We start from the raw sequence: 19,071 nt of genomic DNA on the forward strand, positions 1-19,071 counted from the left end.
CGAAACGAAGCGCCCCATAAAGGGGTCTTATAGCTTGAACCGAGCGGTTGTAGCTGTGGAAGCCACAATTACAACGTTCTAAGTATACATAAATGAGATGCGTTCGTCAAATTAATTGTTAGGTGAAATAATAAAAAAACAACCGACACCGCGGTTGCTTTAATTTATGGCTATTTACGCTGAGCCAAATGCTTTGCATTCTCTTTCATGGATGTTGGAGAACCGATAAAATACTGAATAAGTCCACAAATTGCGAAAATTAAAACAATAAAAAGAACGAATCCCACAACTTCCACCTCCTAATATATAAGCAATATCAATACTGCTTAGTATAATTATCCAGCTGAAGCGCAAACTTTTCAAATATTTTGCATGAGAGGCATTTTCATTTAATGAAAAATAAACTTTCTTAAGAAAAACGTAATTAATTCCGGAAGTAACAAATTAACCCAATTTCGCATTGACTAGTTCCATCATATTTCCTATAATGGTTATTGTTGATTTGTCGCAATAGCTCAGCTGGATAGAGCAACGGTCTTCTAAACCGTAGGTCGAGAGTTCGAATCTCTCTTGCGACAGTAATACAGGTCTTAACCAATGTAGTCGGTTAAGACGAAAGCTTCTCAAATCGTTGGTAATCTTCGATTTGAGAAGCTTTTTTTACACTATAAAACCATTTCATTTTGGCTCTTCAAAATCATTTGCAATATAGTATCGCCAAAGAAATGAGTGCCTGCCGGCATATTGATAGTTCCTCGTATTATTTTAAGGAAGAGTGATAGGTCCTATATGCCAAAGAAATAAATATGCAAAAAGTCTGCTTCAATCTAATCTGAAGCAAACTTTTTAATCTTATGACTTAGAACTAAGTTCCCAACCATTATCTAGCATCTGATGATATTTCCGACCAACCGGAATCCAAATCTTTTCCTGTAATATTTTTTCCATCGATTCCCAGAATAGTGGGTCTTGGCTCTCCTTCTTTGATAAATTGAGTTTCCAATACTTCTGATTTTCAGTTTTTACAATGATGTATGGGAAGAAAACTTTTGTTAACTGGGCCGCCACAACATTTTTAATCAATTTTGTGTCATCTAATAATTTTTTCATTTGGAATCCCTTCCTAATTTGTTTAAATTTATTAGTACGATCACAGTATGCCAAAAATAGGTTAAACGGACCTTAAAATCAGTTTAAGTTAGTTTAAATTATCTTACCCGTCCCTATATCACCAACGTTCACAGCGTCCATTTAACTTTCCCAATAAAAAATGACTCTCGACTGAATGGCCAGTGATATCAAAATCCTGCTGCTTGCTAATAATCACTTCTTCAATAGAAAATAGTAAACTCCATAAGATACCAATCAAATTGAAAAGTCAATTACACTTTTTAATAATTATTATCCTGTCGTTTTAAATTAATCTTATTTTTATCATTAAAAGCATCTTGAATCTCTTGTTCAGTATAACCAAAATCAACTAAACCAAATTTTAGAAAAAGTCGCCAAGAATGATTGAAACTGTCTCCACTGTGATTAAAATAAGCATCAAACAACATGCGCTTCATTGCAAGATACTGTTTATCAAGGTTATCTTCTTTTTTTAAATGCTTGATCTTCTCAAAATCATCCTGCGACTTAAGAACAAAGTGGTTCCAGTTTTTAAGATTCGAAATAAGAAGAAAGAAATCCAGTGCATCTACATATTCATAAAGAAGCGTTTCCCGAGGCGTCTTGCCCGCATCACTCTTTCCACGATGCGTTTTCCAAACTTTAAACCATTCCGATGTATTAGCCATTTCTGCCAATTCAACATCTAATGAAACAAAGGCATTTTTTAACCGGGCTTCGTTAGACCAGAAAATCTGCTTTTTTTGTTCAATTTGACGATTTAAATAAACTGATGAAGAAACTAATGCCTGCAGATCCATATTGACACCTCTTGTATTCTTAATTAATCATGTCGCTTTTAAATAAATAATCCAAATGCAAATCAGAATTGATCACATTTGAATTATTGAGTTTAAATGAATTTTACAACTTTTCATTCGCCCAAGAACACACTTGATTTTTTAAATAATCTACCCAAAAATAAATTGATTAGATAAAATTTCGAGTTGTTTTTGGTTATTTAAATACCATTTTTTGATAAATGGATAGTCTAACAATAAATATAACCAATTTTCATTTTGTTGGTCATCACGAATAGTCGCACCCCATTTTGGTCGATTACCATTTTGATTTGCATCATACACAGTCATCTTAGTACCATTTCCCAAAGTTAATGAAGCACCACCATTATCTTCAGCCATTAACACAAAATGATTCTCTGCTGATTTAACAAAAAGCTCATCCATGACATCCTCAGACAATGTACCGGCAGCAAACTGATAGAATTCACCATTAACACCGTCCAAAACATTAAAGTCAATCTTAAAGCCAAAATTTTCTTTGAGAATAGCTGCAGCCTTTGTTAGTAATTCCAGTGCATTTTTAATGGCATCAATTTCGAGTCCATCCAAGTCAACAACAAAATACTCAATTAAAGAAGCACCATGAAACATTAATTCTTTATTTTTTAAATTTAAATAAAAAAGTGGGCGATTATTCAAAGTTGGTCCGAAAAAGAAGCCATCCGAATTTTTAGTCGATTTTGTAAATGTAAATGTTTGATCACCCAGTGAATCGAATTTACATAGAAGCTTTTGAACTCTTTGGGGATTACTAATCCGAAAATTATTTTCAATTCCAGATAATGAAAGCAGCCGCTCAAAGAAAATAAGCTGCACATCCTCATCAGAAAACTGATGTGGAAAGGTTACAAAATCTGAATTCAACTTAAAATTCGTTAGCGAAACGGCCGCCGATAATAAACTCTGACCGTCAGTGGTTTCACTCAGCGTATGAAAGGCTTGTAAATATTTAGAGCCATTATCCAACCCGTTTTGTACGGAATCACTATAGTTTGCCAGTAACTCGTTTGTGGTAATTGTTTTTTCTTCTGTTTCATTACTCACCATCACTCACCTGCGATTCCTTAGAAAGACTTTGGAGGTATTTTGTGTAAAGATTATTATTATTTTCAATGAAGGCATCGAAGCTTCCAAAGGTTGCTCTAATATTTTGCTTTTCCAAAGACAAAATAGTCTCTTCCTTCGATAATGCTAAAATTTTGTTTTCGTTTTCTTTAATTGTTGGACGACCGCCTGTTGCTTCCTCATCAATTTGAGTCAGTTTTAACATTTCATCATTTAAACGTTGTCGTTCCTCTTTTACTTTTCCTGCTTCCCAAGGCATCGGTGATTTTTCTTGGTTCTCTTTTAACTGTTCCCGAATCTCTTCCTTGCGTTTATCACGTTGATCTTGTTCGCCTATTAATTTAGTGATTCTTTCATTCTCATCACCCAATTTTTGCATTGTATCGTCATTCACGCGACGGTTCTCAGCTTCAAGTTGAAATGATTTCGATAACATTTGATATTCGTTGTCGTCAAAATTAAAACGAACATTAATTGGATCAAGTTCACCAAACATACGATGATCCCACCAATTCCCAAAATAAATGTGAAATTTGCCTAATTCGTACTCATGATAATAAAAGAATGGATATGTAGCCCCCAAATAATCAATCAGCTTATTACTCAAATGATGACTCAACTGAGCAGTTAAATCTGACGCTAGACCAAAATGGTCCGTTTGAGATTCCTCAGTCTCTTCTGTCGCCAATTCATTTGCATAGCGGTTTGGATCCATTAATTGGTAAATTTGTAAATCATCACCATTTTTAACAGAATCATTTAAATCGTTTAGATACTGCATCTTCTCATTCAATGCAGAGGAGAGTAGCGTATCATTTTGACTGAATTGATCCGTTTCCATTTGTCTTTCCATAATATAGCCTCGTTTTTCCCCGTTATTTATATAATCAATGTTATCTGAAAAATGTAGATAAATAAAGACCAAACGTAATTATTTCGTAATAATTTATAATTTTGAGATAAAAAGTCCCAGAAATATGCATTCAGCATACTTCTGAGACTAAATTAACAGGTTATTTTTCGACAATATCATTTATTAACTAATACTTTTCAAGATATTGATCGCGTTCCCACTCTGAAACTTGAGTTCGATATGAATCGTATTCAAGATTCTTAGCTTCGATGAAACTGTTATAGAGACGTTCGCCAAGTGCACCTTTCATCACTTCATCAGCAGAAAGATCTTTCAATGCGTTATGCAAAGTGTCTGGCAAGTTTTGAATATGGCTCTTTTGTAACTCATCAGCATTCATTCGGTAAATATTTCGGTCAACACTGTGTTCAGGTTCAATTTGATTTCTTAAACCATCAAGGCCAGCTTCCAAAACAGTTGCAATTGCCAAATATGGGTTAGCAGCCGGATCAACGCTTCGCAGTTCAAGACGAGTTGAATTGCCACGAGCGCTTGGAATTCGAATAAGAGGTGAACGGTTTGAACCGGACCAAGCAACATAAACAGGTGCTTCAAATCCTGGTACCAATCGTTTGTATGAATTAACGATTGGGTTACATACGGCAGTAAAGGAACGAGCGTGCTTTAAGAGACCGCCAAGAAAATAATAGGCTTCTTGTGATAATTCCAATTCACCATCCTTATCAAAGAAGGTGTTTCCAGAATCATTAAAGAGTGACATGTTGATATGCATACCAGAACCATTGATACCGCTTAATGGTTTTGGCATGAAAGTTGCGTATAAACCATATTTACGAGCAACAGTCTTAACAACCAGTTTAAAGGTTTGGATATTATCAGCAGCCGTCAATGCATCAGCATACTTGAAGTCAATTTCATGCTGACCAGGTGCAACTTCATGATGGGCAGCTTCAACATCAAAGCCCATTTCTTCAAGAGTAAGTACAATTTCACGACGACAATTTTCACCAAGATCCATCGGTGCCATGTCGAAGTAACTTCCCTTATCATTCAAATGTAATGTAGGATCACCATTTTCATTCATCTTGAATAAGAAAAACTCTGGTTCAGGTCCAATATTGAACGCTGTAAAACCTGCCTTCTTCATGTCGGCAAGAACACGAATCAGGTTATTTCGAGGATCAGCTGCGAACGGTTCACCATCTGGAGTATAAACTTCACAGATCACACGGGCAATTTTACCGCGATCAGTACTCCATGGGAAGATCATCCAAGTTGACAAATCAGGATGCAAATACATGTCACTTTCTTCAATTCGAACAAATCCTTCAATTGAAGAACCATCAAACATCAACTTGTTATCCAATAATTTATCCAGTTGACCGATTGGAACTTCAACATTCTTAATTGTTCCGAATAAATCAGTGAACATCAGACGAAGAAACTTAACATCTTCATCCTTTACAATCTTGCGAATATCATCTTTTGAATAATTGTGTCTCGTGGCCATTTATAACGCTCCTATCACTCATTAAATTTGTGGAAATTATTTGGATTGTCAAACGTCGAAGAAGGCGGCTTCAGCCCACCGATATTCATAAATTCATCTTGCAGAATTTTCCTGACATCACTATCAGTGAGACCCTTTTGTAAATTCTTTTTCCGTTCATCTTCGAGTTGTTCTTGCTTCTTATAAACCTCTTTAATCCCAGAAATGTTCAGACCATCATCCAGGTAATCTTTGATTTCGAGAAGCCTGTCGACATCATTAAGCGAATACATCCGCCTGTTACCTTCATTACGAACAGGTTTAATTAAATCTTGCTGCTCATAATATCGGATTTGCCGCGCAGTCAGGTCGGTAAGTTTCATTACGGTTCCGATGGGCAAAACTGACATTGAACGCCGTAGTTCCTTCTCTCGCATGTTTCACCTCCTAAATTCTTGTAATCATAATACCATTCCCACAAACAAAGTCAAGGGCAAATGTCATGTTTTGTGACATCATTTTTTCAATCCCTATTTTCAAGCCAGTTTCCAACATCTGCTTCTAGTCGTTTGACATCGTCAGGGAAGTCTAAAACATCGTACCAGTTTGGCTTTGTTTTATTTCGAAACCACGTCAACTGACGTTTAGCATAATGACGGGAATCTTTCTTTACAAGGTCAACCGCCTCAGTTAAACTGATTTGGTTTTTAAAATAATCATAAAATTCATGGTACCCAATTCCCTTTCCGGCTTGAAGCTTGTCGCCACCATTTTTATAGAGATAGTCTGCTTCTTTAAGCAATCCTTGTGTCATCATCAAATCAACGCGATGGTTAATTCTGTCGTACAATTTTTTTCTGTCAGTTGTCAAACCAATAATCAACGAATCATATTGATTAGGTTGATTCTCCTGATCTGAAAAACGATTGCCGGTTTTGATATACACTTCTAAAGCCCGAATGACGCGGCGAAGATTGTTTGCCGGAATTTTTTTTGCAGCTTGTGGGTCCACACGCTCAAGTTGTTCATGCAAAGCCGCGTTCCCATGTTCCTTAGCCTGATCAAGAAGCTGCTGGCGTAGCGTGTCATTTTCAAACCGATCCCCACCAAGATCAAGACCATCTAGCAATGCCTGCAAATAAAAACCGGTTCCGCCCACAATAATCGGCAAATTCCCCGCTATGGATATTTCGTTAATTAACTTGGTTGCTTCACTCACAAAATCTGCAACTGAAAATCGTTGATCAATATCTCTAACGTCAATGAGGTGGTGAACGACCCCTTCCTTTTCTTCCTCAGTGATCTTAGCAGTGCCAATGTTAAGATTTCGGTATACCTGCATAGAATCCCCAGAAATAACTTCACCTCGAAACATTTTCGCTAACTTTATCGACATAGCAGTTTTACCAACTGCTGTCGGCCCTACAATTGCCAAAACTTTTTTCAAATCAAGCCACCTCGCATTTCTGAGCGCAATTGAACAGCCCTTCCCGGATAATCGGTAATAATGGCCGCCATATTCCGCTCAAAGCAATATTGCATGTCTTCAGTAGAGTTTACTACCCATGGTCTTAAATGCCGCGCAGACGCATAGAAAGGGTGTTGTTTAATCCATCTAATGTCAGGATGAAAATCTTCAACCACTTTACTGCGTTTTAATGTTTTTGCCTGCTTGGCTGCCGTTTTAAAGAGTCTGGCTTCATATGCTTTTGGGTCGATCTTATTCAAAATTTCCAGTGACTTGCCATTAAAGCTGGAATAGATTAATTGAAACGGATAAGGCAACGCTGCAAAATATTCGTAAACCGCCCGCTCCAAACCAGGATAATGAATTTTATTGGTTTTTAATTCCAAATTAAAAATCCCAGTAAAATTTATTTTCATTAACATATTGACCACTTCTTGAAGTGTTGGTACCTGGGTTCCCCTGAACTCCTCACTAAATCTAATACCTGCGTCCAATTTTTTAATTTCTCCCAGTGTTTTATCCATAATCAAACCCGTTCCATTGGTCGTTCGATCAACTGTTTCGTCATGCATAATAATGAACTGCTTGTCCTTGGAAAAATGAACATCGGTTTCAATTCCCTCTGCTCCCTCATTAATTGCAGTTTGAAACGAAACGAGGGTGTTTTCGGGACGGGTTCCCCGACTGCCACGATGAGCAATTATTTTGGTATCAATCTGCATCACAAATTAAGCTCCTTAATTTATATTTAAAACAATCAATTAACTAGAAATCTTTCTGTAAATAACGCATAATGAAACTATAAAAGAATTTTTGGGAGGGATTGTAATGAAACATTTTACTAATGGTTTGATCGTTGGTGTTTTAGGAACCGTTGCCGCTGGTTTAGGCGCATTACTAACATTTAAGAAATCTGTTGTTGATCCTATTGAAGATCAAGAACAAAAATTTGAAAATAACCGTAAACGGGCTATGCGCAAAAGTCGAGCAGCTCATCACGGATAAAAATTAACCTAATTTAATAACATTAACGTAAAAAGGCCGGAACAAAAGAAGTTTTACTTTTGTGTCCGGCCTTTTATTTTAGTTTCACGTTAGCTTAATGACTCTTTTTTTCCTTACCATCCCAGTTTTGATAGCCGGTTTTTAAAATAAAAATATTCTGATACCCCTTTTTTCTCAAAAAAAGAGCGGCACGTTTACTGACTGTTTTACCTTGATCATACAGGTAAACCGGTAAATCTGGACGAAGTTGTTGATAAAAGTTCCGCATTGTTGAATATGGAACGTTTCGTGCACCAAGAATATGGCCATCCTTAAAGGTTTTCGGCTCACGCAAATCGACTACTTGTGCCTTACGCATACCTGATTGAAAATCCTTATTTGTCAGATACTTGGCTGCTTGTTTCACACGATAGTTTTGGACTAGCGTGTAGATAAGCCACCCCAACAAAATAACGATTAAAATAATTGACATCCAACCATTTGCATTCAACGCCCCAACAATCAATTTCAGCATCTCTCTTTCAAACTTTTATTTTTATTTCAAGGATTTAGCTATCTACATAGCTTTATCATTTTTAAATTTTAAAGCCAATGATGCTGCTCCAATAACACCAGCATCATTGCCCAACTGTGCTAATTTTAATTTGGTTGAATCACGAACCGATTTAAACGCATTTTCTTGGAAATAACGTGTTGTTGGTTGCAATAACGTATTTCCGGCATTTGAAACACCACCACCAATAATAATATTTTCAGGATTCAGTGTGTTTCCAACATGGGATAAAGCCAATCCGAGGTAAGAACAAACTTCATTGACAATTTGATTGGCCAAAATATCACCATTGTCCGCCAAGAAGAAAACCATCTTCGACGTTAATTCTTCTTGACCTTCAATCAGTTCTTTAATGCGTGATTTACCAGTAAACCGCTTTGCCAAACTCTTAGCTACCTTCACAACGCCAGTTGCAGAAGCGTACTGTTCCAGACAACCACGTTTACCACAAGTACATAAGAATCCGTTCTTTTGGACACAAATATGCCCAATTTCGCCGGCACCGTTATTAATACCATGAACAAGTTTACCGTTGGTGACAACACCGCCGCCAACGCCGGTTCCAAGCGTCACGAAAACAACATCGTCAGCCTTATCGCCGGCACCTTTCCAATACTCACCTAATGCAGCGGAATTGGCGTCATTATCAATTGCAATGGGTAATCCCAATCCTTCAGTAATTGTCGGACCAACTTGTTGTACTTGATCCCAGCCAAGGTTGAATGCACCGACGACTGTCCCTTTTTCACGATTGACAGCACCTGGCGTCCCCATTCCAATACCGATAAAATCATCAGTATTATAATCTTCTCTTCTCATTTGATCGGCAATTGATTTAATCATATTTGGAACAATCTTGTTGCCACTATCGCTAATATCTGTCGGAATACTCCATTTTGTGAGAATATTCCCGTCCTCGTCAATAAATGCGAACTTTGTGGTGGTTCCTCCAAGATCAATTCCAATTAGTCTCTTACTTGCCAAGATAAGTCCCCCTGCTTTCATGTTTTTCTTCAATACGGTGTTCATGAGTCAAAATGAGTTTGGCATGGATAAAGTCATCATGGCTAATTAAGTGCGCCTTATGCAAGTGATCAAGCTCCAATGCCATCACCTCTATGTCCCACAACCGTTTGCCAACATATACATATATGTTGAATTTTTTCAGTAACTGCTGAACATCATACAGCGTTTTCATTATCTCACATCCTCAGCTAAATTTCTTTCAATTTTAGAAATTTATCCTAAAAACTACTACGCATGCCCATTATAAACATTGCAATAATAATCACAACCAGCGTGATACCAGCCACAATCCGCTTTACCAAGCTGACTTTTCCAAAAGTAACGCCAGAAACATACGCAATTAAAAAGCCGCCTACCAAACCACCTAAATGACCGGCAATATCAATCCCGGATACAAAAATATCCGTTGCGATATTTAAGACAATAAATAAAAGAAACGTTCTAGCCATCGACACAATAGCTTGGTTTCTGGAAAAGCTTTCGCCAAGCATCATAAAAGCACCAAACAACCCAAAAATAGAGGTACTTGCACCGGCAGATAAACTTGGACTGAAAGCAAAACTTGCTAAGTTACCTGCAATTCCAGAAGCCAAAAAGATTAATAAAAATCGCCAATGGCCAAATAACGTCTCTACGTATTGGCCTATAAAATATAAAGTAATCCCGTTCATTAAGATGTGTGTAAAACCGATATGGATGAAAATGGGTGTCAGTAGCCGCCAATATTCACCAGCACGGATAAGTGGATTGTATTTAGCGCCAAACCGAACTAAATTGGCGACGTTTTCGGTTCCTCCGGAAATAGTCATCAGTAAATAAACAAGTACCATTATTCCGAGTAAGGCATAAGTCATATACGGTTTATCTCGTAATCTGCCCATAAAACTAATCTCTCCCTTTCCATTAATGGATAATTTTATCAATCTTTATATCAAAGGATTCAATTGGCCAAATTGGTTCATCAAAAAATTGAGGCGGTGTTGCAATTGAAATGGAAAGGCCATGAAAATCAGTAAGAAAGCGGTCATAATAACCACCACCAAAGCCAACCCGATAGTGATTACGAGAAAATGCCAGCCCAGGAACAACGAGGATATCAATTGCGGATTTAGATACCACAGATCCACCTATTGGTTCCCTGGTCCCAAACTTTGTGATTGCCAACTGTGTTGAATCATCGAATAACACAAATTCCATTTGACGGTGTGGAAGCGTTCGTGGAACCACGACTTTTTTGCCATTCGACAATGCAAAGTCAATCACTTTTTGGGTGGGAACTTCGCCATCCATGCTTAATGTAATTCCGATTGTTTCAGCCTTTAAATAATCTGGATCAGTAAAAAGCTGTTGATATAGTTGTTTAAGAAGCGTATCAGCATTTTTACATTGTAAAAAGTGATTTATCTTTTGCAATTGCTGTTTTCGCAGATTCATTTTTGCTTTATTTTGCATTCTCCAACCTACTTTAATTGACTTAACTATCGTGTGTTACGAGAAAAAAGAGACTGGACAAACTGATTACAGTTTGTTTCCGGCCTCTTCTGTTTAGGTTGCATCGTTGTAAAATGAATGCGGATAGGCCTTCGACTGTTTTAACTACTCAAAAATAATTAAATCGAAATTCCGCATCATTCAATTTACAACTTGACGCTGTTATTTTGTTTCTCGATGTAATGTCACTTTGCGTTCACGTGGGCAATACTTTTTAAGCTCCAAACGGTCAGGATTGTTTCGACGGTTTTTGCTTGATAAGTAAGTACGTTCGTGGCATTCAGTACATTCCAATGTAATGTGTACTCGCATGGAATAGGACCTCCAAACTTTTTCTTTTTATAGCTAGTCTAATAGCATCAACTCTGAATATTTTATCATCAATCTTTATAAATTACTAGGATTAAATTGATAAATGTTAAGTATTTTTACTTAACAGTCGACGTTGACTGAACCTCTTTCCAATATGCCGCATAAATCCTCTTTGCCAACTGCATGTTATTGCTTTCGGCGTTTACGCCTAAATTAGGCATAGCCAAAGCAACAACAACCTGGGGATGAGTAGATGGCGCATAAGAAGCTAAACTAAGTGTAACTGTTTCATTACCATTGTAGAAGGTCTGAGCTGTACCGGTCTTAGCAGAGATTTCCGGTTTGATTGTATCCAATTCTCCACCGGTCTTATAGGTGTTTGTTCCATGAACAACGTCATAAAGGCCACGCTTAACAACCGCACGCTGCGCACTTGTCATATCAATATGATTGAGAACTTTTGGCATCACAGTTGCCTTCACAGCACCCAAACTTCCATTTTTGTTGGTCCCGCGAATTGATTGAACAACATGCGGTGCAATCCGATAGCCGCCATTAGCAATGGTCGACATGTACTGAGCAACCTGCATCGTTGTATAGGCATCATAGTTACCAAAGGCCTCATCAAGGGCACTTCCGATGTGTTGTCGCCCACTGGCACCCTTTAGTCCAGTTGACTCTCCAGGAATATCGATACCGGTATCAACCCCTAACCCAAACTCATTAAAGTAACCTCTAAGTTTGCTAAAAATTGATGGGTTCATAGTTAAAGCACCACCTTCAACATACTTGAAACGAGCCTCTTTCATGGCCAATTGCATCATATACGAGTTTGATGAAACTTCCAATGCCCCACTGGCATCAACAGAAATATTTGACCCCCCGTTATGATTAAACCATGAAGATTTTTTCACGCCTCCGGTTGTAATTGGTTGGTCTGTCAGAACACTGTTAGTCGGTGTAATGACGCCATCCATTAAAGCACCGGAGACCATTGCACCCTTAACGACTGACCCCATAACGATCGAGCTGTTAATATTTCCAAGAACATTGTCAGTGATTTTAGAAGTCTTTGGATTACGATCTACACCAGCCATCCCAATAACTGCACCGTTGTTAGGATCCATTACAACTGCATACGTACCGGTTGAGTTACCGCCGGCACCCTGTTCAGCTGAGCGAACCAAAGATTGAAGGGTCTTCTGGAACTTGGCATTAATGGTTAATTGAAGGTTATCACCCTTTTGACCACCGTATTTTTTAATTTCCTTCTTAATCTCATTATCACTGTTCAAAACAACCTGAGTTTGTGATTTGGTACCACGCAAAACAGGCTCATATTGACGTTCCAAGTAACTTTGGCCAACACTGTCATTTCTAGAGTATCCTTCAGCCAGTAACTCATTTACCCGATCACTTGGCAAACCGGTCTTTTCATTTGAAACTGTTCCTGCAAGACCTTGAATTGCCTTGCCGTTAGGATAATTACGGCTCCAGCTGGTTCCAACATTGACACCGGGCATTTCAGACAAATGCTCACCGACTTGCGCAATTTCAGTTTCGGAAACATTATCATCCTTAATGTTAACCGTTGACAGTTGATACGCACCACTCATTTTTGCAAAGATTTCGGCCGCATTTTTGGTTGCTTGACTAAATCTTGAATTTGGAATCTTTTCCACGTACTCAAGTGCCTTATTGTACTTTGCATCTTCACTATAGCTATCAAGACCACCTAATCTCTTCTCTACAGCAGTTAAACGATTAGTATTAGCCAAATAGTAATCGGCCAATTGACGCTTTGTTAGACTGCTCTTAGAAACTTTAACGTACTGAGAAAGCTTCGTAGCCGTCTGGTATAGATCACTGGACATTTCATTAACGCCCTTAGTGTAAATAATGGCCTGATGTGCTGAATTTCCAACCAATACCTTACCGGTCGAATCATAAATCATCCCTCGCTGAACGTTTCCAGAAACGACGGACGTATCTGATCGATTAACCTCTGCCTTAAATTTCGAGCCGTACATGACCTGAAGATAAGCCAGCTGGGTTAATAATGCAATAAATAAAATACCAACAACAATAAAAATAATGTTAATTCTAAAAGGCAATGACGCTGCCTTAGTTTTCTTGCTCTTCTTATTTCGTTTTTTAAAGATTTTCAAAGTCATTACTCCTTGCCATGAATTCAATTCTATCAAATTTCTATTACAAAAACTAGAACTGTTGGCCAATCTTTAACTTCTTATGATATTCTAAACGTTGACATTTATTTTTTTGAGAAAAGGAAGTTCAAAAATGAAATCAAAGCGTTATCCTTTAATACTGTGCTTTTTGATTCCAATCATTGTCACAGTTGGGTACTTTATCTTCAGACATTTTGCACCGTTTGGTAATTCCTCAATATTGACAGTTGATATGGGGCAGCAATACATTGATTTTTTTGCTCACTACCGAGATACGTTACTCCATAATCCCAGCGGTATTTTGTATTCCTTCGCAAAGGGACTGGGCGGCGATATGTTCGGAACTTGGAGTTATTATCTGATGAGCCCGGTCAATCTGTTGATTTTACTATTCCCTATTTCAATGTTGCCAAGTGTTTTAGCACTTATGACAATTTTGAAATATGGATTGGCTGGCTTAAGTTTCGGTTATTTTCTTCAAAAAAAATATCAAGCAACCGACTGGCCTGTCATTGGCTTTTCAGTTTCATACGCATTAATGGGCTGGATGGTTGCCAACCAATTAAATATGCTTTGGATAGATGCGGCCATTTTGCTTCCAATCATTTTTCTTGGAATTGATAATATCCTCAAGCACCAATCAACTAAACTGTACATAATCAGTTTTACAGCCATGCTTGTTATTAACTACTACATGGGCTGGATGGTTGCCATATTTGTGAGCGCATATATGGTGGTTTTCGGTATCGCAAGGGCTTTACCTACTTCTTATTCATATGGAAAAATATTCTATAGATGGATCAAAGCCTCACTAATTAGTGGGATTTTATCAGCTTGGATCCTAATTCCAACTTTTTTCTCTTTATTGACGAGCAAAACCAATTATTCAAAAAATGAATTTCGAGTGCGTTTCGAATATAATCCGCTTGATATTCTCGGCAAATTTATAAATGGTTCATTTGATTTTAAACAACTGCCAAACGGTACCGCCAATATTTTTGTTGCCAGCATCATCATCATTTTGTTTGCTTATTACTACCTTTCACCAACAATTAAGGGACGGCTTAGAATCGCCAGCTTTGCCCTAACTGTCTTTTTTGTGCTTTCGATGTGTTTCCAGCCACTCGATCTTTTCTGGCACGGCATGCAGTTGCCGGTTTGGTACCCATATAGATTTTCATTTATTTTTTCATTCTGGATGATTTTAACCGCTTTTGAAGCTTTTAAAGACATTTTGACCAATGGTCTTCATTGGAAAACTTTTATTGGCAGTACACTGATTATTTTAATTGGCATGATTTACATTGGTACAAAAATAAAATCATTTGAATACTTAAAACCAGAAAACTATGTTTGGGGATGGATTTATTTAATCTTGAGCATCGGATTAATCGTCTTTTATGGTTTATATCGCAAAAATATACTGCTTTCAATCGCAATGGCTATTTTAATGACCGGTGAAATGAGCCTAAACTTTGTCAACTCGCTTAATAATATTTCGTACTTAAATAATAGTGATTACACAAAATTCGCCTCTATTACCAGACCACTTGTGGATAAAATTAAACAATCAGACAAGGGTTTTTATCGAACGGGAGAAACCTTCTCCAGGACCAAAAATGATGCCCTAACGGCCGGCTTTAACGGTGGTTCTATTTTCTCTTCGACATTGGAATCGGCAACTTCAAATTTCTTTGGAAATATCGGCCAACCTAATGGAGATGCCTACGTATTCTATTCAAATGGCACAATGTTTACCGATTCGCTTTTATCCATGAAGTATTGGATGAATGAACGTCCGGTTACAATAAAAACAAGCCAAAAAACGATGCCTCAATTTTTAAGCACGCTCACAAGCAAACCGGATTTGAGTAAATACGACCTGACTTCTCAAACAAAGTTAACAAATACCTACAAGAATCCATATGCTCTTCCTCTAGGCTTCGTATCACCCGAAAACAGTCTAAAAACGACTGTTGTTCCAAATAATCCGATCACATATCAAAACCAATTGGCTCAGCAACTCGATCCTAAAATCGGCGACCTCTTCAAGTCAGCAAGCTATACCAACGTTTCATATCATAATATTTATCCGGTTTTGGACTTGGATAATGCCGTCCTTCGAAAGAAAAATATGATGGAACAGTCTTACGTAACAATTAAGGTGCCAATCGAAAAGAACACTTCATATTACATGACAATGGGGCCAAACATCTCAAACACGCAGTTATCAGTGTTGGTTAATGGTAATAGTCTGGTTCAGTTTAGGCCCGCTAAAAAAACCGTAGTCGCAAATATTGCCACTGGTGGTACTGCAAATGACACGATTAACGTTAAATTCTATGCAAACGCAAATGATGTTTGGTTACAAGATGTTAAACTTTACAAAGTAAATGATCAAAAGATTGCCAACTTTGCAAAAGATCTAAAAAAATCACCTTATAAAATCGACAGATGGAGTAATCATAAATTTACTGGCACTGTTAACGTTAAAGCAAAGCAACAAGCCCTCACAACAACTATTCCTTATTCGAAGGGATGGCATGTAAAAGTAGATAACCATTCGGTGACCCCAAAGAAATGGGCTAAAATGTTTATCTACGTACCAGTCTCAAAGGGAACCCATCATGTAACGTTTACCTATTGGCCACAAGGGCTGGGCATTGGTGTAACCATCTCTTTGATTGGCGTATGTTTAATCGTAGGGGAATATTACTATAACAAGAAGAAAAAAGTTATTTAAGTAAAGTAAAACTAAAGGAGCTAATACCGTCAATCAAAATCGGTATTAGCTCCTTAACTTTATTAAAATTATAATTCACCATTGGGTGTATAAGAATAAGTGACATTCTCAGGATCCTTCTTCGGATCAAAGTCGACTCCTAAATCATAGCCCTTAAAGAACCATTCATCGCCAGCATCCACAAAATATTTGATGCCATCTTTATCAGTTTCCGTATAAACCTCTTCAGGATTATCATCACGGGTAATCGCTAATGAGAAGCCATCGTGTACGGGAGTCTTGCCATAAACCTTTCCATAGAATCGAACGCCATTACCATCAGATAATCCCATTTCATCATGGAACCATTTACTTGCAGCATCGGTAATCTCAAGTTTCATTAATCGCACACTCCTTATAGATTTTCTCTGAATTCGCTTACAACACATTATATCATCGTTTGTGAAATTAACAAAGAAAGAGCAAAAGGCACCCGGTTAAGTATTTCACTAAACCGGGCGCCTTTAAAAAATAGTCTATTTAACTTCCAAAATTTTTACTTTCATATCACCAGCAGGGATATGAATGACTACCTCTTCATTTAAGCGGTGTCCTAAAAGTCCCTTGGCAATTGGTGAATCATTTGAAATTTTGCCAGACATTGGATCAGCTTCAGCAGCCCCAACAATCGTATATGTTTCCGGTTCCTCATCAGGGAGTTCTTTAAATGTCACAGCTTTCCCAACAGTAACCTCGTCCTTGTCACTGTCATGAGAGTCAATAATCTGTGCATATTGAATCATATGCTCAATTGTCGTAATTCGACTCTCTAACATACTCTGCTCATCTTTTGCTGATTCATACTCGGAGTTTTCCGATAAATCACCATAACTTCGAGCAATTTTAATTCTTTCAACCACTTTTGGTCGTTGATTTACCTTCAAATCCTCCAATTCTTTTTGTAACTTGTCCCGACCTTCTGCGGTCATTGGATATGATTCTTGTTCAGCCATCTAAAAATTCTCCTTTATAAAAGATTAAATTGTTGAATCAAAATTCTGTTTGATTTGTTCACTGCCACGACTCTTTAAAATCGAGCGCATTTTGGTTGTTAACAGATCAATTGCAACTTGGTTCTCGCCACCCTCAGGCACAATGATATCTGCGTAACGCTTAGTCGGTTCAACAAACTGATGATACATTGGTTTAACCGTTGTCAAATACTGATGAATAATGCTGTCTAATGAACGGCCGCGTTCCTTAGTATCCCGCTCAATACGGCGAATCAGTCGAATATCATCGTCTGTATCGACAAATACTTTAATGTCCATTAAATCACGTAATCGCTCATCGTCAAGTATTAAAATGCCATCAAGAATAATAACTTCTCGAGGGTCCTGATGAATGGTTTTTTTACTTCGAGTAAATTGATTATAATCGTATACCGGTTTTTCAATCGCTTGATACTTTAGAAGTGACTTCAGCTGTTTAACCAATAAATCATAGTCAAAAGCCATCGGATGATCGTAATTAACCCGTTTTCGCTGCGCCATTGTCATCTCATCTTGATCTTTGTAATACGAATCCTGCTGCAAGATCATGATTGAATAGTTTGATAACTCATCAAATATTTTTCGGCTAACGGTTGTCTTACCACTTCCCGAGCCACCAGTGACACCAATCACAACCGGTTTTTTTGCTGGTTCTGTCATTAATCGAATTTCCTTTCGGTTATCAACTCTTAATTATTTGAAGCATGTTTAGCAATTTGCTGTTGATGTTCTTCGTACGTTTTCGAATAATATACTTTCCTGGTCTTGGTATTTGCAACAAAGTATAAATAATTTTTTGAACGATCAAGTGGATGAAGTAATGCTTGAACAGAGCTGATACTTGGACTATCAAAAGGTCCAGGGCCAAAGCCTGTATATTTATATAGATTATAAGGAGAGTTACTCTGAAGATCCTTAGTTGTCAGTTGTTTATTATTACGATGAATGGCATACAACACGGCGACATCAGACTGAAGCGGCATGTTAATGTCGATTCTGTTCAATAACACGCCTGACATCTTACGACGATCTGTCTGATTAACCCCTTCCCGCTCAATTAGAGAAGCCAGTGTCATAAATTGCTGAACGGTCAATTTAGTCTTTTTAATTTGTTGATAGTGAGGCGCTAATACTTGATTAGTTTTGGCAACCATCTGATTAACGAGAGACTTAAGTGACGTATTCTTCTTAACTTCATAAGTTGCTGGATACAAATATCCTTCAAGACGGTATCTGACTTGCTTTGCTTTCATAGCAGAACCCAATAACTTAGGATAAGCTTTTTCAAGCTGTTCCATAAATGCTTGATCTTTCATCACACTAATAAAGTTTTGCTTCGAAAAATCTGTCGTTAAAGAAACCTGAGTAGCAATTTGATCAATATTTGCTCCCTCGCGAACCAAAACCTTTCCTTTAGTACTTTGGATTGGCTGATCACTGCCACCTTTTTGAAGCTGTTTAGCAATTGTTTTCAAACTCATCGATGGTTTCAACTGGTAATAGCCAGCACGAAACTCACTCATGTTATTGGATTTAACATAGTAATCAAAAACCATCCCACTCTTTACAACTTTCTTGTTCTGCAAGATTGAGCCAATCTGTTTATTGGATGCCCCAAGTGGGATATGAACCTGGGTAACGTTTGTATTCTGCGGATTCATTGGTTTCAGGGCCTCTTGAAAATACCGATAACCAAGAAAACTAATGGACACCGCCAGAATAATTAAAATCGCAATTACGGAAATAATGATTTTTCGCCCTAAACTACGGTTGGGTTTGGGGGTCCGTTCATTTGAGTTGTTACTCATTAGATGCTCCTCCTATATTCTCAGCTTTCATTATAAGTTTGAAA

Annotated in this window: 21 protein-coding genes, 1 tRNA gene and 1 other annotated feature (1 of these 23 cut by a window edge); of the genes, 3 read left to right on the forward strand and 19 right to left on the reverse strand. The window is 37.6% G+C overall.

Translation table 11 applies throughout. The annotated features are described in order from the left end of the window. Nucleotides 1-59, reverse strand: a sequence feature (ribosomal protein L21 leader region) (it extends 18 nt beyond the left edge of the window). Nucleotides 60-504: 445 nt separating this feature from the next. Beyond that, nucleotides 505-578, forward strand: a tRNA-Arg gene (locus GQR93_RS08325). 274 nt (nt 579-852) lie between these two features. Here GQR93_RS08325 and GQR93_RS08330 read toward each other — a convergent pair. The 8 genes from GQR93_RS08330 to GQR93_RS08365 form a co-directional block, all read right to left on the reverse strand. After that, nucleotides 853-1,110, reverse strand: a complete 258-nt coding sequence (locus GQR93_RS08330) for a hypothetical protein (RefSeq protein WP_040472732.1) — start codon at nt 1,108-1,110, stop codon at nt 853-855. A 281-nt stretch (nt 1,111-1,391) separates the two neighbouring features. Then, nucleotides 1,392-1,931, reverse strand: a complete 540-nt coding sequence (locus tag GQR93_RS08335; protein ID WP_003554275.1) for a dUTPase — start codon at nt 1,929-1,931, stop codon at nt 1,392-1,394. Nucleotides 1,932-2,081: 150 nt separating this feature from the next. Beyond that, nucleotides 2,082-3,020 carry a hypothetical protein gene (locus tag GQR93_RS08340; RefSeq protein ID WP_003554277.1) on the reverse strand — a complete coding sequence of 313 codons (939 nt, stop codon included), beginning with the start codon at nt 3,018-3,020 and terminating at the stop codon, nt 2,082-2,084. Further along, nucleotides 3,010-3,891 (reverse strand): hypothetical protein, encoded by an 882-nt coding sequence (locus GQR93_RS08345; RefSeq protein WP_003554278.1) that lies wholly within the window; start codon nt 3,889-3,891, stop codon nt 3,010-3,012. The genes GQR93_RS08340 and GQR93_RS08345 overlap by 11 nt, the downstream gene beginning before the upstream one ends. Nucleotides 3,892-4,078: 187 nt before the next feature. Next, nucleotides 4,079-5,422, reverse strand: a complete 1,344-nt coding sequence (gene glnA, locus GQR93_RS08350; protein ID WP_003554279.1) for a type I glutamate--ammonia ligase — start codon at nt 5,420-5,422, stop codon at nt 4,079-4,081. A gap of 14 nt (nt 5,423-5,436) precedes the next feature. After that, nucleotides 5,437-5,838, reverse strand: a complete 402-nt coding sequence (locus GQR93_RS08355; protein WP_003554282.1) for a MerR family transcriptional regulator — start codon at nt 5,836-5,838, stop codon at nt 5,437-5,439. An 86-nt stretch (nt 5,839-5,924) separates the two neighbouring features. Then, the gene (gene miaA, locus GQR93_RS08360) at nt 5,925-6,848 is read right to left on the reverse strand and encodes a tRNA (adenosine(37)-N6)-dimethylallyltransferase MiaA (RefSeq protein ID WP_003554284.1); all 924 of its coding nucleotides are present in this window, start codon (nt 6,846-6,848) and stop codon (nt 5,925-5,927) included. Next, nucleotides 6,845-7,591, reverse strand: a complete 747-nt coding sequence (locus GQR93_RS08365) for a glycerophosphodiester phosphodiesterase family protein (protein ID WP_003554286.1) — start codon at nt 7,589-7,591, stop codon at nt 6,845-6,847. The genes miaA and GQR93_RS08365 overlap by 4 nt, the downstream gene beginning before the upstream one ends. A gap of 106 nt (nt 7,592-7,697) precedes the next feature. Between GQR93_RS08365 and GQR93_RS08370 the strand changes: the two genes are divergently transcribed. Beyond that, nucleotides 7,698-7,874: a DUF3042 family protein gene (locus GQR93_RS08370; protein WP_003554289.1), complete on the forward strand. Its 177-nt coding sequence runs from the start codon at nt 7,698-7,700 to the stop codon at nt 7,872-7,874. A gap of 94 nt (nt 7,875-7,968) precedes the next feature. On the opposite strand, the gene GQR93_RS08375 is transcribed toward GQR93_RS08370, so the two are convergent. From GQR93_RS08375 to GQR93_RS08405, 7 genes are all read right to left on the reverse strand, one after another. Continuing rightward, entirely contained in the window at nt 7,969-8,388 is a 420-nt protein-coding gene (locus GQR93_RS08375; protein ID WP_003554291.1) for a rhodanese-like domain-containing protein, read from the reverse strand. Between the two features lie 42 nt (nt 8,389-8,430). Further along, complete coding sequence (locus GQR93_RS08380; RefSeq protein ID WP_003554293.1) at nt 8,431-9,432, reverse strand: ROK family glucokinase; 1,002 nt, start codon at nt 9,430-9,432, stop codon at nt 8,431-8,433. Next, nucleotides 9,401-9,625 carry a YqgQ family protein gene (locus tag GQR93_RS08385; protein WP_003554296.1) on the reverse strand — a complete coding sequence of 75 codons (225 nt, stop codon included), beginning with the start codon at nt 9,623-9,625 and terminating at the stop codon, nt 9,401-9,403. Before GQR93_RS08385 ends, GQR93_RS08380 begins: the two co-directional genes overlap by 32 nt. Before the next feature lie 46 nt (nt 9,626-9,671). After that, a complete protein-coding gene (locus tag GQR93_RS08390) occupies nt 9,672-10,334 on the reverse strand; it encodes a rhomboid family intramembrane serine protease (protein ID WP_050757974.1) in 663 nt (220 codons plus the stop codon). A 22-nt stretch (nt 10,335-10,356) separates the two neighbouring features. Beyond that, the gene (locus GQR93_RS08395; protein WP_003554300.1) at nt 10,357-10,905 is read right to left on the reverse strand and encodes a 5-formyltetrahydrofolate cyclo-ligase; all 549 of its coding nucleotides are present in this window, start codon (nt 10,903-10,905) and stop codon (nt 10,357-10,359) included. A gap of 201 nt (nt 10,906-11,106) precedes the next feature. Next, complete coding sequence (gene rpmG / locus GQR93_RS08400) at nt 11,107-11,256, reverse strand: 50S ribosomal protein L33 (protein ID WP_003554303.1); 150 nt, start codon at nt 11,254-11,256, stop codon at nt 11,107-11,109. Nucleotides 11,257-11,372: 116 nt separating this feature from the next. Further along, entirely contained in the window at nt 11,373-13,430 is a 2,058-nt protein-coding gene (locus tag GQR93_RS08405) for a peptidoglycan D,D-transpeptidase FtsI family protein (protein ID WP_003554304.1), read from the reverse strand. 127 nt (nt 13,431-13,557) lie between these two features. Between GQR93_RS08405 and GQR93_RS08410 the strand changes: the two genes are divergently transcribed. After that, nucleotides 13,558-16,188, forward strand: coding sequence for a YfhO family protein (locus GQR93_RS08410; protein ID WP_003554306.1), 2,631 nt, complete (start codon nt 13,558-13,560; stop codon nt 16,186-16,188). 68 nt (nt 16,189-16,256) lie between these two features. On the opposite strand, the gene GQR93_RS08415 is transcribed toward GQR93_RS08410, so the two are convergent. The 4 genes from GQR93_RS08415 to mltG all read right to left on the reverse strand — a co-directional run bounded on the left by GQR93_RS08415 (nt 16,257) and on the right by mltG (nt 19,027). After that, a complete protein-coding gene (locus GQR93_RS08415) occupies nt 16,257-16,568 on the reverse strand; it encodes a HesB/YadR/YfhF family protein (protein WP_003554308.1) in 312 nt (103 codons plus the stop codon). Between the two features lie 135 nt (nt 16,569-16,703). Further along, nucleotides 16,704-17,180 (reverse strand): transcription elongation factor GreA, encoded by a 477-nt coding sequence (greA, locus tag GQR93_RS08420; protein ID WP_003554310.1) that lies wholly within the window; start codon nt 17,178-17,180, stop codon nt 16,704-16,706. A 24-nt stretch (nt 17,181-17,204) separates the two neighbouring features. Continuing rightward, nucleotides 17,205-17,879, reverse strand: a complete 675-nt coding sequence (udk, locus tag GQR93_RS08425; protein WP_003554313.1) for a uridine kinase — start codon at nt 17,877-17,879, stop codon at nt 17,205-17,207. 29 nt (nt 17,880-17,908) lie between these two features. After that, nucleotides 17,909-19,027: an endolytic transglycosylase MltG gene (mltG, locus tag GQR93_RS08430; RefSeq protein WP_003554315.1), complete on the reverse strand. Its 1,119-nt coding sequence runs from the start codon at nt 19,025-19,027 to the stop codon at nt 17,909-17,911. Nucleotides 19,028-19,071 lie beyond the last annotated feature (44 nt).

Source organism: Lentilactobacillus hilgardii, from assembly GCF_009832765.1.
In the GTDB taxonomy this organism is placed as follows: Bacteria; Bacillota; Bacilli; order Lactobacillales; family Lactobacillaceae; genus Lentilactobacillus; species Lentilactobacillus hilgardii.

Bases quoted from the DNA above. Each gene is read 5' to 3' on its own strand.
- rpmG (WP_003554303.1), bottom strand. From the start codon at position 11,256: ATGCGAGTACACATTACATTGGAATGTACTGAATGCCACGAACGTACT.
- GQR93_RS08335 (WP_003554275.1), bottom strand. From the start codon at position 1,931: ATGGATCTGCAGGCATTAGTTTCTTCATCAGTTTATTTAAATCGTCAA.
- GQR93_RS08355 (WP_003554282.1), bottom strand. From the start codon at position 5,838: ATGCGAGAGAAGGAACTACGGCGTTCAATGTCAGTTTTGCCCATCGGA.
- GQR93_RS08390 (WP_050757974.1), bottom strand. From the start codon at position 10,334: ATGGGCAGATTACGAGATAAACCGTATATGACTTATGCCTTACTCGGA.
- GQR93_RS08385 (WP_003554296.1), bottom strand. From the start codon at position 9,625: ATGAAAACGCTGTATGATGTTCAGCAGTTACTGAAAAAATTCAACATA.
- greA (WP_003554310.1), bottom strand. From the start codon at position 17,180: ATGGCTGAACAAGAATCATATCCAATGACCGCAGAAGGTCGGGACAAG.
- mltG (WP_003554315.1), bottom strand. From the start codon at position 19,027: ATGAGTAACAACTCAAATGAACGGACCCCCAAACCCAACCGTAGTTTA.
- GQR93_RS08395 (WP_003554300.1), bottom strand. From the start codon at position 10,905: ATGCAAAATAAAGCAAAAATGAATCTGCGAAAACAGCAATTGCAAAAG.
- GQR93_RS08365 (WP_003554286.1), bottom strand. From the start codon at position 7,591: ATGCAGATTGATACCAAAATAATTGCTCATCGTGGCAGTCGGGGAACC.
- GQR93_RS08405 (WP_003554304.1), bottom strand. From the start codon at position 13,430: ATGACTTTGAAAATCTTTAAAAAACGAAATAAGAAGAGCAAGAAAACT.
- GQR93_RS08415 (WP_003554308.1), bottom strand. From the start codon at position 16,568: ATGAAACTTGAGATTACCGATGCTGCAAGTAAATGGTTCCATGATGAA.
- GQR93_RS08410 (WP_003554306.1), top strand. From the start codon at position 13,558: ATGAAATCAAAGCGTTATCCTTTAATACTGTGCTTTTTGATTCCAATC.
- GQR93_RS08375 (WP_003554291.1), bottom strand. From the start codon at position 8,388: ATGCTGAAATTGATTGTTGGGGCGTTGAATGCAAATGGTTGGATGTCA.
- udk (WP_003554313.1), bottom strand. From the start codon at position 17,879: ATGACAGAACCAGCAAAAAAACCGGTTGTGATTGGTGTCACTGGTGGC.
- GQR93_RS08340 (WP_003554277.1), bottom strand. From the start codon at position 3,020: ATGGTGAGTAATGAAACAGAAGAAAAAACAATTACCACAAACGAGTTA.
- GQR93_RS08330 (WP_040472732.1), bottom strand. From the start codon at position 1,110: ATGAAAAAATTATTAGATGACACAAAATTGATTAAAAATGTTGTGGCG.
- glnA (WP_003554279.1), bottom strand. From the start codon at position 5,422: ATGGCCACGAGACACAATTATTCAAAAGATGATATTCGCAAGATTGTA.
- GQR93_RS08370 (WP_003554289.1), top strand. From the start codon at position 7,698: ATGAAACATTTTACTAATGGTTTGATCGTTGGTGTTTTAGGAACCGTT.
- GQR93_RS08380 (WP_003554293.1), bottom strand. From the start codon at position 9,432: ATGAAAGCAGGGGGACTTATCTTGGCAAGTAAGAGACTAATTGGAATT.
- GQR93_RS08345 (WP_003554278.1), bottom strand. From the start codon at position 3,891: ATGGAAAGACAAATGGAAACGGATCAATTCAGTCAAAATGATACGCTA.